This is a genomic window from Paenibacillus sabuli, assembly GCF_014705605.1.
In the GTDB taxonomy this organism is placed as follows: domain Bacteria; phylum Bacillota; class Bacilli; order Paenibacillales; family Paenibacillaceae; genus Paenibacillus_D; species Paenibacillus_D sabuli.
Genome location: NZ_JACXIZ010000012.1, coordinates 1 through 20,855, shown reverse-complemented (window position 1 = coordinate 20,855; position 20,855 = coordinate 1). Strand labels below are relative to the sequence as shown.

The following is a 20,855-nucleotide window of genomic DNA, read 5'->3' as shown; positions in this document are numbered from 1 at the left end:
ATGTTGGTGCCTAAGCGCGTCAAACACCGCAAGGAACATCGCGGCAAAATGAAAGGCCGTGCCAAAGGCGGAACCGAGGTTCATTTCGGGGAATTCGGCCTGCAAGCGCTGGAGCCGGCCTGGGTCACGAACCGTCAGATCGAGGCCGCTCGGATCGCGATGACCCGCTACATCAAGCGGGGCGGTAAAGTCTGGATCAAAATTTTCCCGGCGAAGCCGATTACGCAAAAGCCGCTCGAAGTTCGGATGGGTAGCGGTAAAGGTAACGTGGAGAAATGGGTCGCGGTCGTAAAACCGGGCAAAGTGATGTTCGAGCTTGCCGGAGTTTCGGAAGAGATCGCCCGCGAAGCAATGCGTCTTGCAGCCCACAAGCTCCCGGTAAAAACGAAGTTTGTGAAACGCGAAGAAGTGGGTGGTGAAGCAAATGAAAGCTAGTGAAATTCGCAACCTGACCTCTGCTGAGATTGAACAGAAAATCGCCGGCTTCAAGGAAGAGTTGTTCAACCTACGTTTTCAATTGGCCACCGGACAACTCGACAACCCGACGCGCATTCGTGATGTGCGCAAGGAAATCGCCCGCGCCAAAACGGTGCTGCGCGAAAGAGAGCTCGGAATCAGCAGCTAATATGACCCTAATGCCTGCAGGTTCACAAGGGCCGCAGGAAGGAGGAAAAACATGAGCGAACGCAATGCCCGCAAGGTACAGATCGGTAAAGTCGTAAGCGACAAAATGGACAAAACGATCGTGGTAGCCGTGGAAACGTACAAAAAGCATGAACTGTACCACAAACGCATCCGCTACACGAAAAAGTTCAAGGCGCATGACGAAAACAACCAATGCAAAATTGGCGATACGGTAAAAATCATGGAGACTCGCCCGCTGTCCAAAGACAAGCGCTGGAGACTCGTGGAAGTCGTCGAAGAAGCAATCGTGTTGTAAGCTTGCGCTGCCTATAAAGCAGCCTAGCAAGACTAACGATTTTTCCGAAAGGAGGAGCATTCCGTGATTCAACCCTTTACACGTTTGAAGGTGGCCGACAACTCCGGCGCCAGAGAGCTGATGTGCATTCGCGTCCTGGGCGGAACCGGGCGCCGCGTAGGCCATATCGGCGACATGATCGTATGTTCTGTCAAACAAGCAACACCCGGTGGCGTTGTCAAAAAAGGCGATGTTGTACGCGCGGTAATCGTGCGCACGAAGCGCTCGGTTCGCCGCAAGGACGGCTCGTACATCGCATTTGACGAAAATGCGGCAGTTGTCGTGAAGGATGACAAAAGCCCGCGCGGCACGCGGATTTTCGGACCAGTAGCTCGCGAGCTGCGCGACCGCGACTTCATGAAAATCGTATCGCTTGCACCGGAAGTTATCTAAAACCAATACGCTCCGCGCCGCGGGCGCCCAGGAGCTTCAACTTATCGCAGTCGAAATGAGGTGTGAAAATTGCCAAGACTGAAAAAAGTGCTCGAATCCCACAACAATAAGCTGCATGTGAAAAAGGACGACAACGTCATCGTGATCAGCGGCAAGGACAAAGGGAAAAAGGGACGGATCATCGCTTCCTACCCGCGTGAAAATCGCGTCCTGGTCGAAGGTGTGAACATGGTGAAAAAACATGCGCGTCCGTCGCAGCAAAACCCGCAGGGCGGCATCCTCGAGCAAGAGGCGCCGATTCATGCGTCGAACGTCATGCTGATCGATCCGAAATCCGGCAAGCCGACTCGCATCGGCTACAAGGTGCTCGACAACGGCAAAAAAGTGCGTGTCGCCAAATCTGGCGCTACGATCGACTAATCAGGCAATCGGAAAGGAGGTCCATGATTCATGGCTGCAAGAATGAAAGATCGTTTCTTGAACGAAATTACGCCTGCGCTGATGCAGAAATTCAACTACTCGACGGTTATGCAAGTGCCGAAGGTAGAGAAGGTCGTCATCAACATGGGGGTCGGCGAAGCGGTATCGAACTCCAAGGTGCTCGACGTAGCCGTCGAAGAGCTGCGTCGCATCTCCGGTCAAAAGCCGGTCATCACGCGCGCCAAAAAATCGATCGCAGGCTTCAAGCTGCGCGAGAATATGCCGATCGGGGTAAAAGTAACGCTGCGCGGCGAGCGCATGTACTATTTCCTCGACAAATTGTTCAACATTGCGCTGCCTCGCGTCCGCGACTTCCGCGGCATCTCGAACAAAGCGTTCGACGGACGGGGCAACTACACGCTCGGACTGAAAGAGCAGCTGATCTTCCCGGAGATCGAGTACGATCAGGTGGACAAAGTCCGCGGTATGGACGTCGTCATCGTCACGACGGCAAAAACGGACGAAGAATCTCGTGAGCTGCTGGCCCAGCTGGGCATGCCGTTTGCGAAGTAAACCACAGGAGGTGTAAATACCAAGTGGCAAAAACTTCGATGAAAGTCAAGCAACAGCGCACGCCGAAGTTCAAGGTGCGGGCGTATACCCGCTGCGAGCGTTGCGGCCGTCCGCATTCCGTTTTGCAAAAGTTTAAAATTTGCCGGATTTGTTTCCGCGAATTGGCATACAAAGGCCAGATCCCTGGCGTGAAGAAGGCAAGCTGGTAAACGGCTTGAGTATCGGGAAGGAGGTTCACACGAATGGTTATGTCTGATCCGATTGCAGATATGCTGACACGGATTCGCAATGCGAATATCGTCCGTCACGAGACCGTAGAAATGCCCGCTTCGAAGATCAAGAAGCAAATTGCCGAGATTCTGAAGCGCGAGGGCTTCATCCGCGATGCGGAATACATCGAAGACAACAAGCAGGGGATGATCCGCATCTTCTTGAAATACGGTCCGAATAACGAACGCGTTATTACGGGACTGAAGCGCATCAGCAAGCCTGGTCTGCGCGTCTACACGAATAGCTCGGAAGTTCCGCGCGTGCTGGGCGGACTTGGAATCGCGATTATTTCCACGTCCAAGGGCGTTGTCACGGACAAGGAAGCGCGCCAGTCCAAAGCCGGCGGCGAAGTTGTTTGCTACGTATGGTAAGCTAGATTTCTGAAACGATTGGAGGTGCAACATGTCCCGTATTGGTCGTAAGCCCATCCAAGTGCCCTCGGGCGTGAACGTGAGCTTGGATAACAGCGTGATTACCGTTAAGGGTCCAAAAGGCACGCTTACTCGCACGCTGCATAAGGACATGAAAGTTGCGATTGCAGAAAACGAAATTACGATTGAGCGTCCTTCGGACAACAAGGCGCATCGCTCGCTGCACGGTACGACGCGCAGCGTCGTGGCGAACATGATCGGCGGCGTGACCGAGGGCTATGCGAAATCGCTCGAGCTGGTCGGCGTCGGTTACCGCGCCAACAAAACCGGCGAAAAGGTCGTCCTGAACGTCGGCTACTCTCACCCGGTGGAAATCGTGCCTGAAGGCGGCATCGAGTTCGAAGTCCCTTCGAACACGAAGATCATCGTCAAAGGGATCGACAAGGAGCGCGTAGGCGCAACTGCGGCGAAAATCCGTGCGGTACGCGAGCCTGAGCCGTACAAAGGCAAAGGCATCAAATACGAAGGCGAACGCATCCTGCGCAAGGAAGGCAAAGCCGGCAAGAAGAAGTAAGCTGCGCATCGCCTAGCAAGGCGAGAGGCCGGCGGTCCCGCCGGCGCATAGGCGCTTGAAGAAGCGGAAGGGAGTGAACCTGAAGATGATTACCAAAGGTGATAAAAATAAAGCGCGTCTGAAACGCCATCTGCGCGTGCGCAAAAAAATCAACGGCACGACTGAGCGTCCGCGCCTGTCCGTGTTTCGTTCCGCCAAGCACATCTATTGCCAGCTGATCGACGACGTGCAAGGCGTAACGGTAGCGGCGGCGTCGACCCAGGACAAATCGCTTGCCGATATCGGCAACGGCGGCAACGTCGAAGCGGCTCGCAAGGTAGGCGCTCTGATCGCAGAGCGCGCCAAGGAGAAAGGCGTCAGTTCGATCGTATTCGATCGCGGCGGCTACCTGTATCACGGACGTATCCAAGCTCTGGCCGACGCAGCACGCGAAGGCGGACTCGAATTTTAAACCATTTTGCGACAAAGGAGGTCAAACAATTTGCGTATAGATCCGAATGCATTGGAACTGACTGAAAAAGTCGTCAATATCAACCGTGTAGCAAAGGTTGTGAAAGGCGGACGTCGCTTCAGCTTCAGCGCTCTGGTTGTCGTCGGCGACGGAAAAGGCATCGTCGGCATGGGGATCGGCAAAGCGGCTGAGGTGCCGGAAGCGATCCGCAAAGGCATGGAAGATGCGAAGAAAAACCTTGTGGAAGTTCCGCTCGTCGGAACGACGATTCCGCATATGGTCGTGGGCCATTTCGGCGCAGGCAAGGTGCTGCTCAAGCCGGCATCCGAAGGTACCGGTGTCATCGCCGGCGGCCCGGTCCGTGCAGTGCTCGAGCTGGCAGGCGTAGGCGACATCCTGACGAAGTCGCTCGGCTCGTCCAACTCGATGAATATGGTCAATGCGACCCTGGAGGGGCTCTCGCGCCTGAAGCGTGCCGAGGACGTAGCGAAGCTGCGCGGCAAAACCGTCGAAGAGCTCTTAGGGTAAGGGGGTATAGACAATGGCTAAATTGCAAATCACCCTCGTGCGCAGCTTGATCGGTCGCAACGAAAAGCAGCGGGCAACGGTTCAAGCGCTCGGCTTGCGCAAGCTGAACCATTCGGTTGTCCAATCGGATAACGAAGCCGTTCGCGGCATGATCAATCGCGTGTCGCATCTGGTTAAAGTCGAAGAAGTGCAAGGTTAACCCACAACAAGGTTTCCTTTCTATCCAATGCTTAAGGAGGTGCAACAATCGATGAAACTGCATGAGCTCTCACCAGCCCCGGGTTCGACGCATGTACGCAAACGCAAAGGCCGCGGCATTGGCTCCGGCAACGGCAAAACGGCCGGCAAAGGCCATAAAGGTCAAAATGCGCGTTCCGGCGGCGGTGTTCGTCCAGGTTTCGAAGGTGGCCAGAATCCGTTGTACCGTCGTTTGCCAAAACGCGGTTTTAACAACCCGTTCCGCAAAGAATACGCGGTTGTTAATGTTGAAGAACTGAACAGCTTTGCTGCAGAAAGCGAAATTACGCCCGAGTTTTTGAAAGAAAAGGGTATCGTGAAAAATGCGCTTGATGGCATCAAGATTTTGGGTAACGGTGAAATCAACGTGAAGCTTACTGTCAAAGCCAACAAGTTCTCTCAATCTGCGGTAGAAAAGATTCAGGCTGCCGGCGGTCAAACCGAGGTGATCTAATTGTTGAAGACGATCTCCAATATTTGGAAGGTGAATGATCTTCGTACGCGGATATTATTCACGCTGTTCATATTGCTGATCTATCGGATCGGTTCCTTTATCCCGGTGCCGAATATTGATAAGTCCGTTTTTGAAACCATTGACGCTTCGGGTACCGATTTGTTTGGCATGCTGAACACGTTCTCGGGCGGCGCGCTGTTTCAATTTTCGATTTTTGCGATGAGCATCTTCCCGTATATCACGGCTTCCATCATCGTGCAGTTGTTGACGATGGACGTCATTCCGAAGTTCGCGGAATGGGCGAAGGAAGGCGAAGCGGGGAAACGCAAGCTCGCGCAGATCACCCGTTACGGAACGATTGTGCTCGGTTTGATTCAGGCGTATGCCACGGCGATCGGCTTCAACCGCCAGTATCAGTTTCAATTCGTCATTGATCCGTCCTTTGCGACGTACACGATGATTGCGCTTGTGCTGACGGCGGGTACAGCCTTCTTGATGTGGCTCGGCGAGCAGATCACTGAAAAAGGCATCGGCAACGGCATCTCGATCATTATCTTTGCCGGCATAGTAGCCGGTATTCCGGGGCATATCCGGACGATCTATGCCGATCAATTCGTCGACGCCAGCCAACTGTTCCTGAACATTCTCAAAGTTGTGCTGATCGTCCTTGCGGTCGTGCTCATTATCGTCGGCGTTATTTTCGTACAGCAGGGGATTCGCAAGCTTCCCGTGCAGTATGCCAAACGTGTCGTCGGTCGTAAAATGTACGGCGGTCAATCCACGCACATTCCCCTCAAGGTGAATGGCGCGGGCGTCATTCCGGTCATCTTTGCAGTGTCCCTGCTGATGTTCCCGGTGACGCTGGCCGGCTTCTGGTCGGATCGGGCGTGGGCGCAATGGGTCATGGCCAATCTGTATTACGACAAGCCGCTTGGCATGGTGCTGTATGTGATCCTGATCATCGGATTTACGTTCTTCTACACCTTCGTGCAGATCAATCCGGTGCAGATGGCGGATCAGATGAAGAAGAACGGCGGGTACATCCCGGGCATACGTCCTGGCAAGCCTACGTCTTCGTACATCACAAAGGTCATGTCGCGCATTACGCTCGCAGGGGCGTTGTTCCTGGCAGCGATCTCGATCCTCCCGATCGGCTTCGGCGCACTCGCCGGCTTGCCGCGTTCGGTACAACTGGGGGGCACCTCGCTGCTTATCGTGGTCGGCGTTGCGCTGGATACGATGAAGCAGATCGAGACGCAGCTCATCAAGCGTCACTACAAAGGGTTCATCAATAAATGACAATAGGTTCATGTGCGGGCCCTGCGGCTGCGCATCCTCCGGGTGCGTGACGCGCCCGCCCGAACCTATTGTGCTTAAAGCGAGGAACACGAATGAATATTCTTTTTATGGGTCCTCCCGGGGCAGGCAAAGGAACGCAGGCGGAACGCATTGTGGCGGAATTCGGAATTCCCCATATTTCTACCGGCGATGCCTTTCGGCTTGCGATGCGAGAGGGTACGCCGCTCGGCCAAAAGGCCAAGGAATATGTGGACCAGGGCTTGCTTGTTCCCGATGACGTGACCAACGGCATCGTGCGCGAGCGTCTGCAGCAGGACGATTGCAGTCAGGGCTTCCTGCTTGACGGATTCCCGCGCACGCTGTCGCAGGCCGAAGCGCTGGATCAGATGCTGAGCGCGATGGGCCGCAAGCTGGACCATGTAATTAACCTGAAGGTCGATCGGAGTCTGCTGCTGGCGCGTCTGACGGGACGCCGGATCTGCAAGTCGTGCGGTGCGACGTACCATGTGCTGTTCAACCCGCCGAAGCAAGAAGGCGCATGCGACAAATGCGACGGCGAGCTGTACCAGCGCTCGGACGACACCGAAGAAAAGGTCGGAACGCGGCTTGACGAGTACATCTCCAAGACCGCCCCGCTGCTCTCGTATTATGCAGACAAAGCGCTGCTGCGCGAGGTGGATGGCGAGAAGGAGATCGACACGGTGACTGCCGACGTTTCAAATTTGCTGCGGGGGCGTGGCGAATGATCATCTGCAAATCCGAAGTGGAACTTCGTTTCATGAGGGAAGCAGGTCGCATCGTCGCCGACACGCACCGATTGCTGGCGCAAGCGATCAAGCCCGGCGTTACGACGATGGAGCTTGATAAGCTGGCCGAACAATATATCCGCAGTCAGGATGCCGTGCCTTCTTTCAAGGGCTACAATCAATTCCCTGCCAGTATATGCGCGTCGGTCAACGACGAGCTGGTGCATGGCATTCCCGGTCCGCGCAAGCTCGAGGACGGGGACATCATCAGCATCGATATCGGTGCGCAGTACAAGGGCTACCACGGAGATTCCGCCTGGACGTACGGCGTCGGGCAAATCTCGGAGGAGGCCGCCAGACTTCTGCAGGTCACTGAGCAGTCGTTATACGCCGGATTGCAGCATGTGAAGCCGGATAATCGGCTGTACACCATCTCGCACGCCATTCAGCGCTGCGTGGAGGATGCCGGATTTTCCATCGTGCGCGAATATGTCGGGCACGGGATCGGCGAGAAGCTGCATGAAGAGCCGCAGATTCCCAATTACGGTCTGCCCGATCGCGGACCGCGCCTGAAGCCGGGTATGGTACTGGCGATCGAGCCCATGGTCGTCATCGGCGAGCGCTATGTGCGCACGCTGGAGGACAATTGGACGGTCGTCACCGAGGATGGCACCTGGTGTGCGCACTTCGAGCATACCGTAGCGGTGACGGAGGACGGGTACGAGATCCTGACCCGTTCGCACGAATAGGACGATGTTCCGGGTGGAGGAGCTTCCAGCGCTCGGCCAGGTGGTTCAGGTGACGCGAGGCAAGGATGAAGGGACGTATGCGGTTGTGATCGGGCTCGAAGACGATCGGCTGGTATGGATCGCCGACGGGCACAAGCGCAGGTTCGCTCAGCCCAAGCGCAAAAATCGAAGCCACTTGGAGCTGCTGCCCTATGTCAGCAGCGAGGTTGCGGATAGCCTGCGCGAGACCGGAAGTGTAACGAACGGAAAGCTGCGCTACGCCATTGCGAAGTATTTGAGGCGGAAAGGAGAATGACTGTTGGCCAAGGAAGATGTGATTGAAGTTGAAGGCACGGTAATCGAACCGTTGCCCAATGCCATGTTCAAGGTGGAACTGGAAAACGGACATCAAATTCTTGCCCATGTGTCCGGCAAGCTCAGAATGCACTTTATCCGTATTCTGACCGGAGACAGAGTGGTAATCCAATTGTCGCCTTACGATTTAACTAGAGGTCGTATCACCTATCGGAAATAGGGCAAGTGCCCGTTTCAGAAGGATTCGGGAGGTAATCACAATGAAGGTCAGACCTTCGGTCAAGCCGATTTGCGAGAAATGCAAAGTCATTCGTCGCAAAGGCAACGTTATGGTGATTTGTGAAAATCCGAAGCACAAACAAAAGCAAGGTTAAGGATAAAGGAGGGATAACGTACTATGGCACGTATAGCTGGAGTTGACTTGCCGCGCGACAAGCGTACGGAAATCGCCCTGCAGTACATTTTCGGAATCGGCAAAACGACCGCTTCGAAAATTTTGGCTGAAACGGGAATCGATCAAGCGACCCGCGTTCGCGACCTGACGGAAGACGAAGTCAGCCGCCTGCGTGATGTCATCGACAAGTCGGTCAAGGTCGAAGGCGACCTGCGCCGTGAAATCTCGCTCAACATCAAGCGTCTGACGGAGATCGGCTGCTACCGCGGCATTCGTCATCGCCGCGGGCTGCCTGTGCGCGGCCAGCGCACGAAAACGAACGCTCGCACACGTAAAGGTCCGCGCCGGACTGTTGCGAACAAGAAGAAGTAAGAAGGGAGGAAATTAAACGATGGCCAAACCGAAAAAAGTCGTCCGTACAAAGCGTCGCGACCGGAAAAATATCGAGACGGGGGTCGCGCATATCCGCTCGACGTTCAACAATACGATCGTCACGATTACCGATCCGCACGGCAATGCCGTATCGTGGGCCAGCTCGGGCAACATGGGCTTCAGAGGCTCGCGCAAAAGCACGCCGTACGCTGCGCAAATGGCAGCTGAAACGGCTGGCAAGGCGGCAATGGAGCACGGCATGAAATCCCTTGAAGTTATGGTAAAAGGCCCTGGCGCCGGACGCGAAGCTGCGATTCGTTCGCTGCAGGCTGCCGGTCTTGAAGTAAACCTGATTAAAGACGTCACTCCGGTTCCGCATAACGGATGCCGTCCGCCGAAGCGTCGCCGCGTGTAGTTTGCGCGGGTGTGGTATCAAATATCCGCAACTTGTGAATAATGGTTGTGAAGGTTAGGCATACTACATGGTTTGACCCCCGGAACGGATGGTTACGGAGCGACGCTTTGAAGGAGGGTTTTCATTCGTGATTGAGATCGAAAAGCCGAAAATCGAGACCGTGGTACTGAATGAAGAAGGCACATACGGACGTTTCGTGGTGGAGCCGCTGGAACGCGGCTACGGAACGACGCTTGGCAATTCGCTGCGGCGCATATTGCTTTCGTCGTTGCCGGGTGCGGCAGTTACTTCGGTGCAGATCGACGGAGTGCTTCATGAGTTTTCGACAATCGCCGGTGTGATTGAGGATGTGACCGAGATCATTCTCAATCTGAAGGGTCTTTCGCTGAAGATTCATTCCGACGAGGAGAAAGTGTTGGAAATTGATGCGGAAGGCGAAGGCGCGATTACTGCAGGCGATATTCGTGCGGATAGCGACGTCGAAATTCTCAACCCTGATCTCCATATCGCAACATTGGCCCCCGGCGCACGGCTGCATATGCGGATCTTCGCTGGCCGCGGCCGAGGGTATGTACAGGCGGACCGCAACAAGCGGGAGGATCAGCCGATCGGCGTCATTCCGATCGATTCGATCTATACGCCGATTACGCGCGTGAATTACAGCGTTGAGAATACGCGGGTCGGACAAGTGACCAACTACGATAAGCTGACGCTCGAAGTCTGGACGGATGGCAGCATTCGGCCGGAGGAAGCCGTTAGCCTGGGCGCAAAAATTTTGACCGAGCATCTGGACCTGTTTGTCGGCTTGACCGACGAAGCAAAAGATGCGGAAATCATGGTCGAAAAAGAAGAGGACAAGAAGGAAAAGGTGCTCGAGATGACGATCGAGGAGCTGGATCTTTCAGTACGTTCGTACAACTGTCTGAAGCGCGCAGGCATCAATACGGTGCAAGAGTTGATCACCAAGACGGAAGAGGACATGATGAAGGTCCGGAATCTGGGCCGCAAGTCTCTGGAAGAGGTGCAAGAAAAGCTCGAGGAGCTTGGCTTGGGCCTGCGCATGGAAGACTAGCATCATGAGATCGGCGGCGGCGCGTTGGCCGTCAGCCGTTAGCGAATGGTTTGAAGGAGGGGAAATCAATGGCATATCAAAAATTGGGCCGTGACTCGAGCGCACGCAAAGCCTTGTTCCGCGATCTGGTTACGGATCTGTTCTTGTATGAGCGAATCCAGACGACTGAAGCAAAAGCAAAGGAAGCGCGCTCCATCGCCGAAAAGCTCATCACGCTCGCAAAACGCGGAGATCTGCATGCACGCCGTCAGGTGGCGGCTTTTGTTCGTCGTGAGACGATCGATGGCGAGCAGGATGCAATTCAAAAGCTGTTCTCCGAACTGGCTAGCCGCTATTCGGAGCGTGCGGGCGGATACACCCGCATTCTGAAGCTGGGGCCTCGCCGCGGCGACGCTGCACCGATGGTCTACCTGGAACTGGTTGACCGCGCAGAGGCCTAAGATCGCTCTGCTATCATTCGGAAGCGCGTCATGATAGACGGCTTGGCATTCCACGCAAAGCTCCCTTGGCCTATGAGATGCCAAGGGTGTTTTTGCGCGGAAGCGAAAACGGGAGGCTGAGAAAGGTTGCGCAACCTATGCATGACGGTCAGCTATGACGGCACTGCCTACAATGGCTTTCAGATTCAACCGATCGGCAAAACCGTTCAGGGTGAAATTGAACGCGCGATGGCGATGCTGACCGGAGAGGACGTCAAAATTCATGGCTCCGGCCGTACCGACGCCGGGGTGCATGCGCGCGGCCAAGTTTTTCATGTGCATACGAATGCCAGCATTCCGGTGTCCAAGTGGCCAGTCGCGCTCAACTCCCGCTTGCCTCAGGATATTGTCGTACTCACGGCGATCGAGGTGCCGCTTCTTTTTCATTCACGCCGCTCGGCCAAACGAAAAACGTATCGCTACTCCATCCGCACCGGCAAATATCCGGATGTCTTTCGCCGCAACTATGAGTTCCACCATTATAATCCGCTTCGTGTCCATGCCATGCGAGACGCCATGAGCGCGCTGGTGGGGGAGCATGATTTCACCACCTTCACCTCGATCCATTCGACCAAACGGAGTCACGTCAGAACCATCTACAAAGCATGGCTCGAGGAAGAAGGAGACGTGCTGCATTTTTATTTCACGGGCAATGGTTTTTTGTACAATATGGTCCGGATTATTATGGGGACCCTGATGCGAATCGGGGAAGGAAAAATGGAGGCGGCGCGCATGGCGGCTATTCTGGCGGCACGAGATCGGAGCCTGGCTGGACCAAAGGCGATGGCGCACGGATTGACGCTATGGAGCGTAGAATATGAAGAACTTGATTTTGAGCGCGAAGCGAGGCAATAAATTGTTTTTCTTGCTATGTGAAGCTATCTGTAGTAAAATATAACTTGTGCCTTCTTAGTGGCTATCCCACGGCCCCGGCTAAGTTTGGCGCAAAACTTGCTTTGCATAACTGGATTACAAACGAATATTCAATACGCTTCGTTAACCATACACAAGCGATTTGCACGATTGAAATGCTGGATTGAAATGAAGGAGGATCATTCATGCGTACCACGTACATGGCCAAGCCGAATGAAGTTGAGCGTAAATGGTATATCATTGATGCTGAAGGCAAAACGCTCGGCCGCTTGGCAAGCGAGGCGGCCGCATTGATTCGCGGCAAGCATAAGCCGCAATTCACGCCGCATGTTGACACTGGTGACTTCGTCGTTGTCATTAACGCCGAAAAAATTGTTTTGACAGGCAACAAAATGCGCGACAAAAAATACTATCGCCATTCCCTTCATCCGGGCGGCCTGAAGGTCATGTCCGCAGAAGAGATGATCGAGCGTAAGCCGGAGCGAGTTTTGGAGCGTGCAATTCATGGCATGCTGCCACACACGCGTCTGGGCAACAAAATGCGCTTGAAGCTGAAAGTATATGCTGGATCGGAGCACCCGCACGCAGCACAAAAACCGGAAGTCTACGAACTTCGCGGCTAATACAAGGAGGACGGTTTCATGGCTCAAGTACAATACTATGGAACAGGTCGCCGGAAACACTCGGTCGCACGTGTGCGTCTCGTGCCGGGTGAAGGGCGAATTGTTATCAATAAGCGTGATTTGAACGAATATTTTGGTCACGAGACACTGAAGCTGATTGTTAAGCAGCCTCTGGCATTGACGGACACGCTGACCAAATACGATATTATTGTATTGGCAGACGGCGGCGGCACGACTGGTCAAGCTGGCGCAATCCGCCACGGCATTTCCCGGGCCTTGCTCAAAGCAGACCCCGAATACCGTCCCGCACTGAAGCGTGCAGGTTTCCTGACTCGCGATCCGCGTATGAAAGAGCGGAAAAAATATGGACTCAAGGCTGCGCGTCGCGCGCCTCAGTTCTCCAAACGTTAAGCTTGTCCCAAATACCTTCTCCGGTTTCGGAGAAGGTATTTTTTATCGTTTTGCACAAATGGGGATTGCTCTAAACTGGGAGAAGTCGTATAATTAATATAAAGCATATTAATTTACTCGGAATTGAACGGAGGCCATTCAAATGAATTTGTTTGAAAAGGAAGCGTTGATTGCCCAGCAGGCGGAGGCGTTGGAAGCGGCGACGCCGGAGGCCGTGATTGCATATGCGGTTCAGACGTTCCCCAATCTTACATTGGCTTGCAGCTTCGGCGCGGAGGATGTCGTGCTGGTCGATATGCTGCAAAAAATTAGCCCGTCCTCGGATATTTTTTATCTCGACACAGACTTTCACTTTAAGGAAACCTACGAGACGCGGGATCGGCTGGCTGCGCACTACAATCTCAAGTTTGTGGAAGTCAAGCCTGAGCTCACACCGGAAGAACAGGCAGAGAAGCATGGTGCGGAATTGTGGAAGAGCGAGCCGAATGCCTGCTGCAACATTCGCAAGGTCGAGCCGCTCACCCGAATTTTAACCCAATACGAAGCTTGGATCACCGGCATTCGCCGCGATCAAGCGCCTACGCGGGCCAACGCAAAAAAAATTGAATACGACGCCAAATTCGGACTTGTCAAATTCAATCCGATCGCAAGCTGGACCTCTGACGATGTATGGCACTACATCCGCACGCATAATTTGATCTACAATCCGTTGCATGATCAGAACTACCCGAGCATTGGCTGCGAGTATTGCACGCGCAAGGTCATGCCTGGCGAGGATCCCCGTGCGGGACGCTGGTCCGGCAACGAAAAAACCGAGTGCGGGCTGCACAAATAAGGAGGGCAACAAGCATATGACGCAAATTTTACCGCATGGCGGGACACTGGTTAATCGCCTGGCGGAGGGAGTCGAGCGGGAAAAGCTGCTTGCCGAAGCGGCAGGTCTAGCTACAATTACGATTAATGCATGGACGATTTCCGATCTCGATCTTATTGCGGTAGGCGCATTCTCTCCGCTGACGGGATTCATGAACGAAGCCGATTACCAAGCGGTGGTCCAAACGATGCGCCTGGCCGATGGCACGGTGTGGAGCATTCCGATTACGCTTGCCGTTGACGAGGCCAAGGCTGCCGAGCTGACCGGAGTCGGGCGGGCAGCGCTTGTCGGCGAGGATGGCGTCGTGTATGGCTTGATTGATGTGCAGGACGTCTACAAGGTTGATCAGAAGGTTGAGGCGGTGCAAGTCTTCAAAACGGACGATGCGGAGCATCCGGGCGTTCAGAAGCTGCTGTCCAAGCCGGACCATTACGTGGGCGGAACGGTAATTGTGCTGAATCGGCCGCAGCCGGATCGATTTGGCGAGTATTATTTTGATCCTGCGCAGACGCGCAAGCTCTTCGCGGACAGAGGCTGGCGGACAGTGGTCGGCTTCCAGACCCGCAACCCGGTACACCGCGCCCATGAATACATTCAAAAAAGTGCGATGGAGGTCGTAGATGCGCTTTTTCTCAATCCGCTTGTCGGCGAAACCAAATCGGATGATGTGCCAGCCGCAGTGCGAATGAGAAGCTACGTCGCGCTGCTTGAACATTATTACCCGGCTGATCGGGTGTTCCTCGGCGTTTTTCCGGCGGCGATGCGTTATGCCGGTCCGCGCGAGGCTATTTTCCACGCAATGGTTCGCAAAAATTACGGCTGTACACACTTTATTGTCGGGCGCGATCATGCCGGGGTAGGCGATTATTACGGCACCTATGAAGCCCAGGAGTTGCTGCGGAGCTTCTCTGCAGAGGAATTGGGGATCACGCCATTGTTTTTTGAACACAGCTTTTATTGCAAGACATGCGGCAACATGGCGTCGAGCAAGACGTGCCCGCATGACAAGAGCGAGCATCTGACCTTGTCTGGCACGAAGGTGCGCGCGATGCTGCGCGAAGGCGTGTGCCCGCCACCGGAGTTCTCGCGTCCAGAAGTCGCGCAAATTCTGATTGAAGGCATGTCGGAGCATTATATATTGTAGACGCCAGGAAGACCAAGCGCTGCCCCATGCTAGTCGGGGCAGCGCTTGTTTCTATATCCGATTGCTTGATTGTCCGCATGCCCATGCGCATAATGTCCCTCCCTGTCCCATATAGTGAATAATGGACAGGGCCGTAACTCAGAACGGTCCAGAGACATTGCTTGAGATGGGGGAATCGGGATGCGGCGACGTGCAAGGCGCAAGCTAGTCATTGTTATGAATGCCCGTGGCGGCGTCAGATTGGCAGTAGGCGTACTTCTCCTCATGCTGACAGCCTTGTTGATGACGCAGGATGTACCGGCATCGCGGACTTGGTCGTATTGGACCCTGCCGCTGTCGGGAAAAATCGTGGTTATTGACGCAGGGCACGGCGGTATAGATGGGGGGGCCACTAGCCAGTCCGGTCTGGTTGAGAAGGATTTGAACTTGACCATAGCGCTGCAGGTCCGCGACTTTCTGCAAGAGGCGGGGGCATTGGTGTATCTGACGCGAGAAGGAGATTACGATCTTGCCGGCGCGGATACTGCCGTCATTCGCCGTCGCAAGACGGAGGATCTGCTGAAGCGTGTGGAGCTGATCAAAGACCGGCGGGCAAACCTGGTCGTCAGCATTCACATGAACAGCATTCCGCAGCAGCAATGGTCGGGCGCGCAGACCTTCTACTATCCGAACCACCCGGATAATTTTGCGTTGGCCGCACTCATCCAAGAGGAGATTCGGCGCAATATGGAGAATACGAGCCGGCAAGCCAATACGGCCAATACGGTTTACTTGCTTAAGGCGCTTGAGGATATGCCGACCGCGCTGGTGGAGGTCGGATTTTTGTCCAACCCCGGAGAGGCGCAGCAGCTCGGCAACCCGGATTATCAGCACAAAATGGCCGCTTCCATTTACCAGGGCATTTTGCGCTTCTCTTCGGGAGAACGTCTCCAGGCCGCGCCCTAACAATGAATTCCGACTGTGGTATAATGGGGACAAGATTGCAAGGAGCACTGCTTCCGAGCAGGGCTCTGTAAAAGGTGGGAATCAACATGTTGACGAGAGAACAGGTGCTGGGGCGCGTCCAGCCGATTGTAAAAGCGGCTGCCAAAGGGACAGCGGTGCGGGATATTATGGTGAAGGAATTGAGCGTATCCATGACGGTGCTGGTACCTGATCAAGAGTCCCAGCCAGTTATGGAGAAGGCGTTGCAGGCCGCGATTGCAGATCTGGGGGCGGAGCGCGTACACGTGCGCTTCCGTCCGGCATCGGAGCCGGCAAGCGGCGCAGCTGAAGAGGCCTCGGGGAGAGCGGCAAGCACCGGGCAAAGCAATGAGCCCGTAAAAGGACACGGCGCCGGAATGGAGGTGCATCCGTTATTGGGGCCTGACAGCACGGTAGAATTTGTGGCCGTCGCCAGTGGAAAGGGCGGCGTCGGAAAATCTACCGTCACGGTAAATTTAGCTGCCGCGTTGGCTAGATTGGGGCAGCGCGTCGGTATCATCGATGCCGACATTTATGGCTTCAGCGTACCGGACATGATGGGCATCGAAGAGCGGCCCGACATTGTTGACGAGCGGGTCATTCCAATTGAGAGGTTTGGCGTGAAGGTGATTTCAATGGGCTTTTTTGTCGAAGACAACAGCCCGGTCGTATGGCGGGGACCAATGCTCGGGAAAATGCTCCGCAACTTTTTTGCAGAAATTGAATGGGGCGAGCTGGATTATATGCTGCTTGACCTGCCGCCGGGTACGGGCGATGTCGCGCTCGACATTCATCAAATGATTCCGCAAAGCAAAGAGATCATTGTGACCACCCCGCACGCGACTGCGGCCTTCGTCGCAGCGAGAGCGGGTGCTATGGCACTCAAGACAAAGCATGCAATTCTGGGTGTGGTCGAGAATATGTCTTATTACGAAACAAAAGACGGTGAGCGCGATTATGTATTTGGCCGAGGCGGCGGAGCCCGGCTGGCCGAGACGCTTCATACTGATTTGTTGGGACAAATTCCGCTGGGCGCGCCCGACAATCATCCCTCCGAGCCGGATTTCTCTCCTTCCGTCTACAAGGAAGATTCGTCGACCGGTCAGCTCTATACACAGATGGCGCAGCAGTTGATTCGCAAGCGCAGCGGTTCCATGTAACCTCCCATTTTCAGGTCAAAAGGGCTCCGGTAACGGAGCCCTTATCTTTGCTGGCTATGAGCTCATCTCTTCGCTTGCGCCGTCTTCCGCATTTTTATCGTCGGAGTTCTGGGACTTATCCACTTTTTCATCCGGTTTGACGCGAAGCTCCTCCTTCACCGCTTGCCGAAGCAAATCAAGAATTTGCAGCCGCACAAGCGGACTTTGCAAGCTTTCTTGCATCATTGTCGTCACTTGCTCCCGGTATTGGGTGCTTTGCAGCACGTCGAGGATCATGCGGTCCATTTCCGGACTTTTCATGACGGTGACCAGATCTTTTTGATACGAAGGATCCTTTAACAAATCTTTGTGAATCTGTTTATTCTGCTTATTGACGGCCTTGGCAAATTCACCGGCAAATCGTACGTCCGTCATTAGCGTTTCAATCACTTTGTCGTATTCCGGTGAAACAAGCACTTCCTTGACGGCCAATCGCACCTGTTCTTGGTCGTCTACAGAGAGCATGCCCATTTGACTGCCGACTCCGCCTGTCATTTGTATGGTCGATTCCTGAAGCGCCTTTTGTGCATCTTCGGTCTTCAGTATATCGATCACCATCGATTTCATGTCCTTGTAGCTGGGCTGTCCTCCGGAAGCGGGCTCGGCGCCGCAGCCGGCTAACATCAATAAGAGGAGAGCGGGGATCAGCAGCAAGGGCCTTCGCATTCGCTTCATACGCAGATCTCCCTTCAAATCGTTCGCGCTGTACTTGTGCAAACGCCGCTGGCATTTGTTCAAATTTTATTCGTCTTGATGTGTAGTATGCGCCATTGTTCACGCGATTATCATTTGTGCCGCGTAGGCTTTTTGTTGGATAAGTGGTAAAATAGGGGGGATGGGGGCGAGGTCGAAAGTGCGCCGCAAAAGTGGGAGGTTTAAAAGCGTGAATTTGCGAAAATGGTTTTTTTTGTTTTGGACCACACTGGCAGTGGGGGCAGTAACAACTGCCGTGTCAGGCTTAATTATGCAGATCACCGACAGTGAATTTGGATTTTTGGGGATAGAGGCCACCGGTTTTAATGCCTTGATGATGGCGCTGGTCGGCACCATGATTGGCGCATTTAGCCACATGGGCTTTTTTGCTTACTTAACCCTCAATTATATTGCGCTCAGTATTCTGCGTAAAAAATATTTGTGGAACACGCTACAGGCTTACACCACGTTGTTTGTGCTCCTCGGGCTCGGATATATACTGTACGAGAACAGGGAGCAGGTGGGCGGATGGTTATTTTACGTGCTCCCCGTGGTCCTTTTCGCCTTGTCTTGGGCAGTTAGCGTCATCAAGGTCAAGCGCACCAATCAGAGTGCGCTGGTTCCGACACTCTTCTTAATGGTGGTGGCCACGGTCATCGAAGGATGGCCGGCCCTGAGCGGCGAAGAGAGCAATGCCAATGCGGTAATTTTTATGTTTATTCCGTTGTTTGTTTGCAATGCGTACCAGATTTTGCAGCTCCATCGCATCTTGAAGCAACCGGAAGCCGACTCCGCTGTGACGAAGTCGGTCTCGTAATTACAATTCGGTTGGCAGCATGGCCGATTTGTCTTGGATGGTCTTGCCGCTCACTTCCGTCCCGCTGATCAGCCGGCTGACCGATACGAAGGAATAGCCCTTCGCTCGCAATTGGTCAATAATGACGGGTAAAGCTTCATGGGTTTGTTTGCTGGAATCGCTGGCATGCATAAGCACGATGTCTCCGGGATGCGCCTTGCTGACGACTCGATTTACAATTTTGTCTGTGCCGATATTCATCCAATCCATAGAGTCGGTATCCCATTGGATGACTTTGTAATTCAGTTCTTCAGCAATACGCAGCACCCGTTTGTCGAAGTCGCCGTTGGGCAAGCGAATCAGACTTGGCGTCTTTCCGGATACGTCCGAAATAATGGCGTGGGCCGTTTGAATTTGTTTGCGAATTTCCTCGTCGCTCAGCTTGGTATAGAAGTCATGCTTGTGCCCGTGACTACCGATTTCATAGCCGGCTTCTACGATTTTCTGAACCAATTGCGGGTGAGACTCGCTCCAAGGAGAGGATACGAAAAAGGTTGCTTCCTCTACGCCTTTTTCCTTCAAAACGTTTAGAATCGGCTCGGCTCGTGTATCCCCCCAACTGATGTCAAAGGTCAGAGCCAGTACCTTCTTTTCAGTAGGCACACTGTAAATGGCGGCTGGTTGCTGAGGGGAGAATACCGTGATATTATCTCTTTCCGCATATACGACACCGGCCGTGAAGAGGAGAGCAACCACGATTAAAAAATAGCGCTTGACGCGGCGGCCATTAATGACATAAAACATGTTCATAAGAGTCGGCGCTCCTTTCGCTCTGGGCTTGTTTTATAAAATGTATGGCCTGTACGCTCAAGTTATGCGTCATGGGCGAACAAATAAGCAGTAAAATCTGCGGCATCAAAAGCCGCCAAGACAATAAGGGGGGCGTCCATGTTTTCCTATCGCGCCATAGTGGCCCATTTAAAAGCGATGAAGGGATACTTTGCCTTCGCTACGATTTTGTTTTTCGCTGGCATGGTAGTCGGCGGCACGAATGTGCAATTGGAATCGTTCATGAATAGTCAGATCGAAGGGCTCCGCCAGCTTGTGGACACCGCGGAGAGCTCCAGTAACCCGGGGCTGGCCATGTTCGGCATTATTTTTCTAAACAATGCCGTTAAATCGGTTGTGATTATGTATCTTGGGGTGCTGTTCGCTGTAGTGCCCATTTTTTTCATGCTCGTCAACGGCATGGTATTGGGGTATTTATTTACGCACATGCAACCGCAGCAAGGCACGTTGTTTGAACTTATCGCAAAGGGAATACTGCCCCATGGCATTATTGAAATTCCGGCTCTTGTGGTCGCATGCGCATACGGTATTCGCTTTGGAATACTGTCTTTTAAAGGGATTGGGGCGCTTTTTGGAAAATCACCGGACTTAGGCAAGCAATACGAAGCGTTCGTCATACGAACAGTGCCGATTATGGTGATATTAGTCGTTTCCTTGCTTCTTGCGGCAGTAATCGAAAGCACAGTCACGGTATGGCTGGTTAATACGATAAATTAAAGTAATAAAACTTCCAGAATCTGAGCATACCATATAGAGTGGCGCACAAGACGCCGTGGTGATTCTGGAAAGGGGCGCGGTTTAAAGCATGCTCGGGATACTGTTTAACGATAAGGAATGCAAAGAATTGGACTATGTGCTGCGAAAAGAGCTGGATGAAATGCTGCTCGATCTGGAAGACGGTCGAATGGATGGGGAAATAAAAGCCGCGATTACCAAACGGTACAAAGTCATTTTTCGAATGTATGCCCGTATTGCCTCGCCTAAAGACTTGTCGCGCTATGCTCTTTCATCCAGAGTCCCCCGTAAAAGCAAGGGAAATAGTTGACACTTTTCGATTATTGTGTTATTCTATCAATCGTCCCATTTGAGGGGCAACATATTCATGTTTTGAGGCAAGAAAAAAACACTTGCTTTCTGAATTGCCTATGTGTTAAATTATTAGAGTCGCCGCTTGAGAGAGCGGAGGCGAGCAAGACGAACAAAATGGTTCCTTGAAAACTGAACAACGAGCGTAAAGCCCCAGATTCTCTCGGGAATCTGGAAGAGCAAAAACAACGAATGAGCTAACCAAGCTCCTTCAATAAAACGCATCTTCGGGTGCACTTTTATGGAGAGTTTGATCCTGGCTCAGGACGAACGC

The 20,855-nt window shown here is 53.6% G+C and carries 35 protein-coding genes; 33 read left to right on the top strand and 2 right to left on the bottom strand.

Features of this window, described 5'->3' with window-relative positions; all coding sequences use genetic code 11:
* The 30 genes from rplP (at nucleotide 1) to IDH44_RS05760 (ending at nucleotide 17,118) form a co-directional block, all read left to right on the top strand.
* The gene (gene rplP / locus IDH44_RS05905) at nucleotides 1-435 is read left to right on the top strand and encodes a 50S ribosomal protein L16 (protein WP_190915649.1); all 435 of its coding nucleotides are present in this window, start codon (nucleotides 1-3) and stop codon (nucleotides 433-435) included.
* Nucleotides 425-625, top strand: coding sequence for a 50S ribosomal protein L29 (rpmC, locus tag IDH44_RS05900; protein WP_190915648.1), 201 nt, complete (start codon nucleotides 425-427; stop codon nucleotides 623-625). Before rplP ends, rpmC begins: the two co-directional genes overlap by 11 nt.
* Before the next feature lie 51 nt (nucleotides 626-676).
* Complete coding sequence (gene rpsQ, locus IDH44_RS05895) at nucleotides 677-940, top strand: 30S ribosomal protein S17 (protein ID WP_190915647.1); 264 nt, start codon at nucleotides 677-679, stop codon at nucleotides 938-940.
* Between the two features lie 63 nt (nucleotides 941-1,003).
* Entirely contained in the window at nucleotides 1,004-1,372 is a 369-nt protein-coding gene (gene rplN / locus IDH44_RS05890; protein ID WP_190915646.1) for a 50S ribosomal protein L14, read from the top strand.
* A 69-nt stretch (nucleotides 1,373-1,441) separates the two neighbouring features.
* On the top strand, nucleotides 1,442-1,792 hold the full coding sequence (gene rplX, locus IDH44_RS05885) for a 50S ribosomal protein L24 (RefSeq protein ID WP_223869420.1): 351 nt from the start codon (nucleotides 1,442-1,444) through the stop codon (nucleotides 1,790-1,792).
* A gap of 30 nt (nucleotides 1,793-1,822) precedes the next feature.
* On the top strand, nucleotides 1,823-2,365 hold the full coding sequence (rplE, locus tag IDH44_RS05880; protein WP_190915645.1) for a 50S ribosomal protein L5: 543 nt from the start codon (nucleotides 1,823-1,825) through the stop codon (nucleotides 2,363-2,365).
* Between the two features lie 23 nt (nucleotides 2,366-2,388).
* A complete protein-coding gene (locus IDH44_RS05875; RefSeq protein WP_013312154.1) occupies nucleotides 2,389-2,574 on the top strand; it encodes a type Z 30S ribosomal protein S14 in 186 nt (61 codons plus the stop codon).
* A 33-nt stretch (nucleotides 2,575-2,607) separates the two neighbouring features.
* Nucleotides 2,608-3,006, top strand: a complete 399-nt coding sequence (gene rpsH / locus IDH44_RS05870) for a 30S ribosomal protein S8 (protein ID WP_190915644.1) — start codon at nucleotides 2,608-2,610, stop codon at nucleotides 3,004-3,006.
* Nucleotides 3,007-3,037: 31 nt separating this feature from the next.
* Nucleotides 3,038-3,580 (top strand): 50S ribosomal protein L6, encoded by a 543-nt coding sequence (gene rplF / locus IDH44_RS05865; RefSeq protein ID WP_190915643.1) that lies wholly within the window; start codon nucleotides 3,038-3,040, stop codon nucleotides 3,578-3,580.
* A gap of 85 nt (nucleotides 3,581-3,665) precedes the next feature.
* Nucleotides 3,666-4,031 (top strand): 50S ribosomal protein L18, encoded by a 366-nt coding sequence (gene rplR / locus IDH44_RS05860; protein WP_190915642.1) that lies wholly within the window; start codon nucleotides 3,666-3,668, stop codon nucleotides 4,029-4,031.
* Nucleotides 4,032-4,061: 30 nt separating this feature from the next.
* Nucleotides 4,062-4,559, top strand: coding sequence for a 30S ribosomal protein S5 (gene rpsE, locus IDH44_RS05855; protein WP_190915641.1), 498 nt, complete (start codon nucleotides 4,062-4,064; stop codon nucleotides 4,557-4,559).
* Nucleotides 4,560-4,572: 13 nt separating this feature from the next.
* Nucleotides 4,573-4,758 (top strand): 50S ribosomal protein L30, encoded by a 186-nt coding sequence (rpmD, locus tag IDH44_RS05850; RefSeq protein WP_190915640.1) that lies wholly within the window; start codon nucleotides 4,573-4,575, stop codon nucleotides 4,756-4,758.
* A gap of 51 nt (nucleotides 4,759-4,809) precedes the next feature.
* Entirely contained in the window at nucleotides 4,810-5,250 is a 441-nt protein-coding gene (gene rplO / locus IDH44_RS05845) for a 50S ribosomal protein L15 (protein ID WP_190915639.1), read from the top strand.
* Nucleotides 5,251-6,549 carry a preprotein translocase subunit SecY gene (gene secY / locus IDH44_RS05840; RefSeq protein WP_190915638.1) on the top strand — a complete coding sequence of 433 codons (1,299 nt, stop codon included), beginning with the start codon at nucleotides 5,251-5,253 and terminating at the stop codon, nucleotides 6,547-6,549. It begins immediately after the preceding gene.
* A 92-nt stretch (nucleotides 6,550-6,641) separates the two neighbouring features.
* Nucleotides 6,642-7,295 (top strand): adenylate kinase, encoded by a 654-nt coding sequence (locus tag IDH44_RS05835; RefSeq protein WP_190915637.1) that lies wholly within the window; start codon nucleotides 6,642-6,644, stop codon nucleotides 7,293-7,295.
* Entirely contained in the window at nucleotides 7,292-8,044 is a 753-nt protein-coding gene (map, locus tag IDH44_RS05830) for a type I methionyl aminopeptidase (protein WP_190915636.1), read from the top strand. The genes IDH44_RS05835 and map overlap by 4 nt, the downstream gene beginning before the upstream one ends.
* Before the next feature lie 4 nt (nucleotides 8,045-8,048).
* Nucleotides 8,049-8,339: a KOW domain-containing RNA-binding protein gene (locus IDH44_RS05825; RefSeq protein ID WP_190915635.1), complete on the top strand. Its 291-nt coding sequence runs from the start codon at nucleotides 8,049-8,051 to the stop codon at nucleotides 8,337-8,339.
* 3 nt (nucleotides 8,340-8,342) lie between these two features.
* Nucleotides 8,343-8,558, top strand: coding sequence for a translation initiation factor IF-1 (gene infA / locus IDH44_RS05820; RefSeq protein WP_190915634.1), 216 nt, complete (start codon nucleotides 8,343-8,345; stop codon nucleotides 8,556-8,558).
* Between the two features lie 40 nt (nucleotides 8,559-8,598).
* Nucleotides 8,599-8,712, top strand: a complete 114-nt coding sequence (rpmJ, locus tag IDH44_RS05815; protein WP_003333770.1) for a 50S ribosomal protein L36 — start codon at nucleotides 8,599-8,601, stop codon at nucleotides 8,710-8,712.
* 23 nt (nucleotides 8,713-8,735) lie between these two features.
* The gene (rpsM, locus tag IDH44_RS05810; RefSeq protein WP_190915633.1) at nucleotides 8,736-9,104 is read left to right on the top strand and encodes a 30S ribosomal protein S13; all 369 of its coding nucleotides are present in this window, start codon (nucleotides 8,736-8,738) and stop codon (nucleotides 9,102-9,104) included.
* Between the two features lie 19 nt (nucleotides 9,105-9,123).
* Nucleotides 9,124-9,519: a 30S ribosomal protein S11 gene (gene rpsK / locus IDH44_RS05805; RefSeq protein ID WP_190915631.1), complete on the top strand. Its 396-nt coding sequence runs from the start codon at nucleotides 9,124-9,126 to the stop codon at nucleotides 9,517-9,519.
* 127 nt (nucleotides 9,520-9,646) lie between these two features.
* Nucleotides 9,647-10,591, top strand: coding sequence for a DNA-directed RNA polymerase subunit alpha (locus IDH44_RS05800; protein ID WP_190915629.1), 945 nt, complete (start codon nucleotides 9,647-9,649; stop codon nucleotides 10,589-10,591).
* Between the two features lie 68 nt (nucleotides 10,592-10,659).
* On the top strand, nucleotides 10,660-11,031 hold the full coding sequence (gene rplQ, locus IDH44_RS05795; RefSeq protein ID WP_190915628.1) for a 50S ribosomal protein L17: 372 nt from the start codon (nucleotides 10,660-10,662) through the stop codon (nucleotides 11,029-11,031).
* Nucleotides 11,032-11,157: 126 nt separating this feature from the next.
* Complete coding sequence (gene truA / locus IDH44_RS05790; protein WP_190915626.1) at nucleotides 11,158-11,925, top strand: tRNA pseudouridine(38-40) synthase TruA; 768 nt, start codon at nucleotides 11,158-11,160, stop codon at nucleotides 11,923-11,925.
* Between the two features lie 203 nt (nucleotides 11,926-12,128).
* On the top strand, nucleotides 12,129-12,566 hold the full coding sequence (gene rplM / locus IDH44_RS05785; protein WP_190915624.1) for a 50S ribosomal protein L13: 438 nt from the start codon (nucleotides 12,129-12,131) through the stop codon (nucleotides 12,564-12,566).
* 18 nt (nucleotides 12,567-12,584) lie between these two features.
* Entirely contained in the window at nucleotides 12,585-12,977 is a 393-nt protein-coding gene (gene rpsI, locus IDH44_RS05780) for a 30S ribosomal protein S9 (RefSeq protein WP_190915623.1), read from the top strand.
* Nucleotides 12,978-13,119: 142 nt separating this feature from the next.
* Nucleotides 13,120-13,812, top strand: a complete 693-nt coding sequence (locus IDH44_RS05775) for a phosphoadenylyl-sulfate reductase (protein WP_190915621.1) — start codon at nucleotides 13,120-13,122, stop codon at nucleotides 13,810-13,812.
* Between the two features lie 16 nt (nucleotides 13,813-13,828).
* Nucleotides 13,829-14,995 carry a sulfate adenylyltransferase gene (sat, locus tag IDH44_RS05770; RefSeq protein WP_190915619.1) on the top strand — a complete coding sequence of 389 codons (1,167 nt, stop codon included), beginning with the start codon at nucleotides 13,829-13,831 and terminating at the stop codon, nucleotides 14,993-14,995.
* 180 nt (nucleotides 14,996-15,175) lie between these two features.
* Nucleotides 15,176-15,940 (top strand): N-acetylmuramoyl-L-alanine amidase CwlD, encoded by a 765-nt coding sequence (gene cwlD / locus IDH44_RS05765; RefSeq protein WP_190915618.1) that lies wholly within the window; start codon nucleotides 15,176-15,178, stop codon nucleotides 15,938-15,940.
* 86 nt (nucleotides 15,941-16,026) lie between these two features.
* Entirely contained in the window at nucleotides 16,027-17,118 is a 1,092-nt protein-coding gene (locus tag IDH44_RS05760) for an Mrp/NBP35 family ATP-binding protein (protein ID WP_190915616.1), read from the top strand.
* Nucleotides 17,119-17,172: 54 nt separating this feature from the next.
* Here the strand turns inward: IDH44_RS05760 and gerD are convergent, their stop codons facing one another.
* The gene (gerD, locus tag IDH44_RS05755; RefSeq protein ID WP_223869418.1) at nucleotides 17,173-17,832 is read right to left on the bottom strand and encodes a spore germination lipoprotein GerD; all 660 of its coding nucleotides are present in this window, start codon (nucleotides 17,830-17,832) and stop codon (nucleotides 17,173-17,175) included.
* 208 nt (nucleotides 17,833-18,040) lie between these two features.
* On the opposite strand from gerD, the gene IDH44_RS05750 reads away from it, so the two are divergent.
* Complete coding sequence (locus tag IDH44_RS05750; protein ID WP_190915615.1) at nucleotides 18,041-18,667, top strand: KinB-signaling pathway activation protein; 627 nt, start codon at nucleotides 18,041-18,043, stop codon at nucleotides 18,665-18,667.
* Here IDH44_RS05750 and pdaB read toward each other — a convergent pair whose 3' ends face one another.
* Nucleotides 18,668-19,456 (bottom strand): polysaccharide deacetylase family sporulation protein PdaB, encoded by a 789-nt coding sequence (gene pdaB / locus IDH44_RS05745; protein WP_190915613.1) that lies wholly within the window; start codon nucleotides 19,454-19,456, stop codon nucleotides 18,668-18,670. It abuts the gene before it with no gap.
* A 138-nt stretch (nucleotides 19,457-19,594) separates the two neighbouring features.
* On the opposite strand from pdaB, the gene IDH44_RS05740 reads away from it, so the two are divergent.
* Together IDH44_RS05740 and IDH44_RS05735 are read left to right on the top strand one after the other, a co-directional pair.
* Nucleotides 19,595-20,212, top strand: a complete 618-nt coding sequence (locus tag IDH44_RS05740; RefSeq protein WP_190915611.1) for a stage II sporulation protein M — start codon at nucleotides 19,595-19,597, stop codon at nucleotides 20,210-20,212.
* Between the two features lie 88 nt (nucleotides 20,213-20,300).
* Entirely contained in the window at nucleotides 20,301-20,540 is a 240-nt protein-coding gene (locus IDH44_RS05735; RefSeq protein ID WP_190915609.1) for a hypothetical protein, read from the top strand.
* The last annotated feature ends 315 nt before the right edge of the window (nucleotides 20,541-20,855 follow it).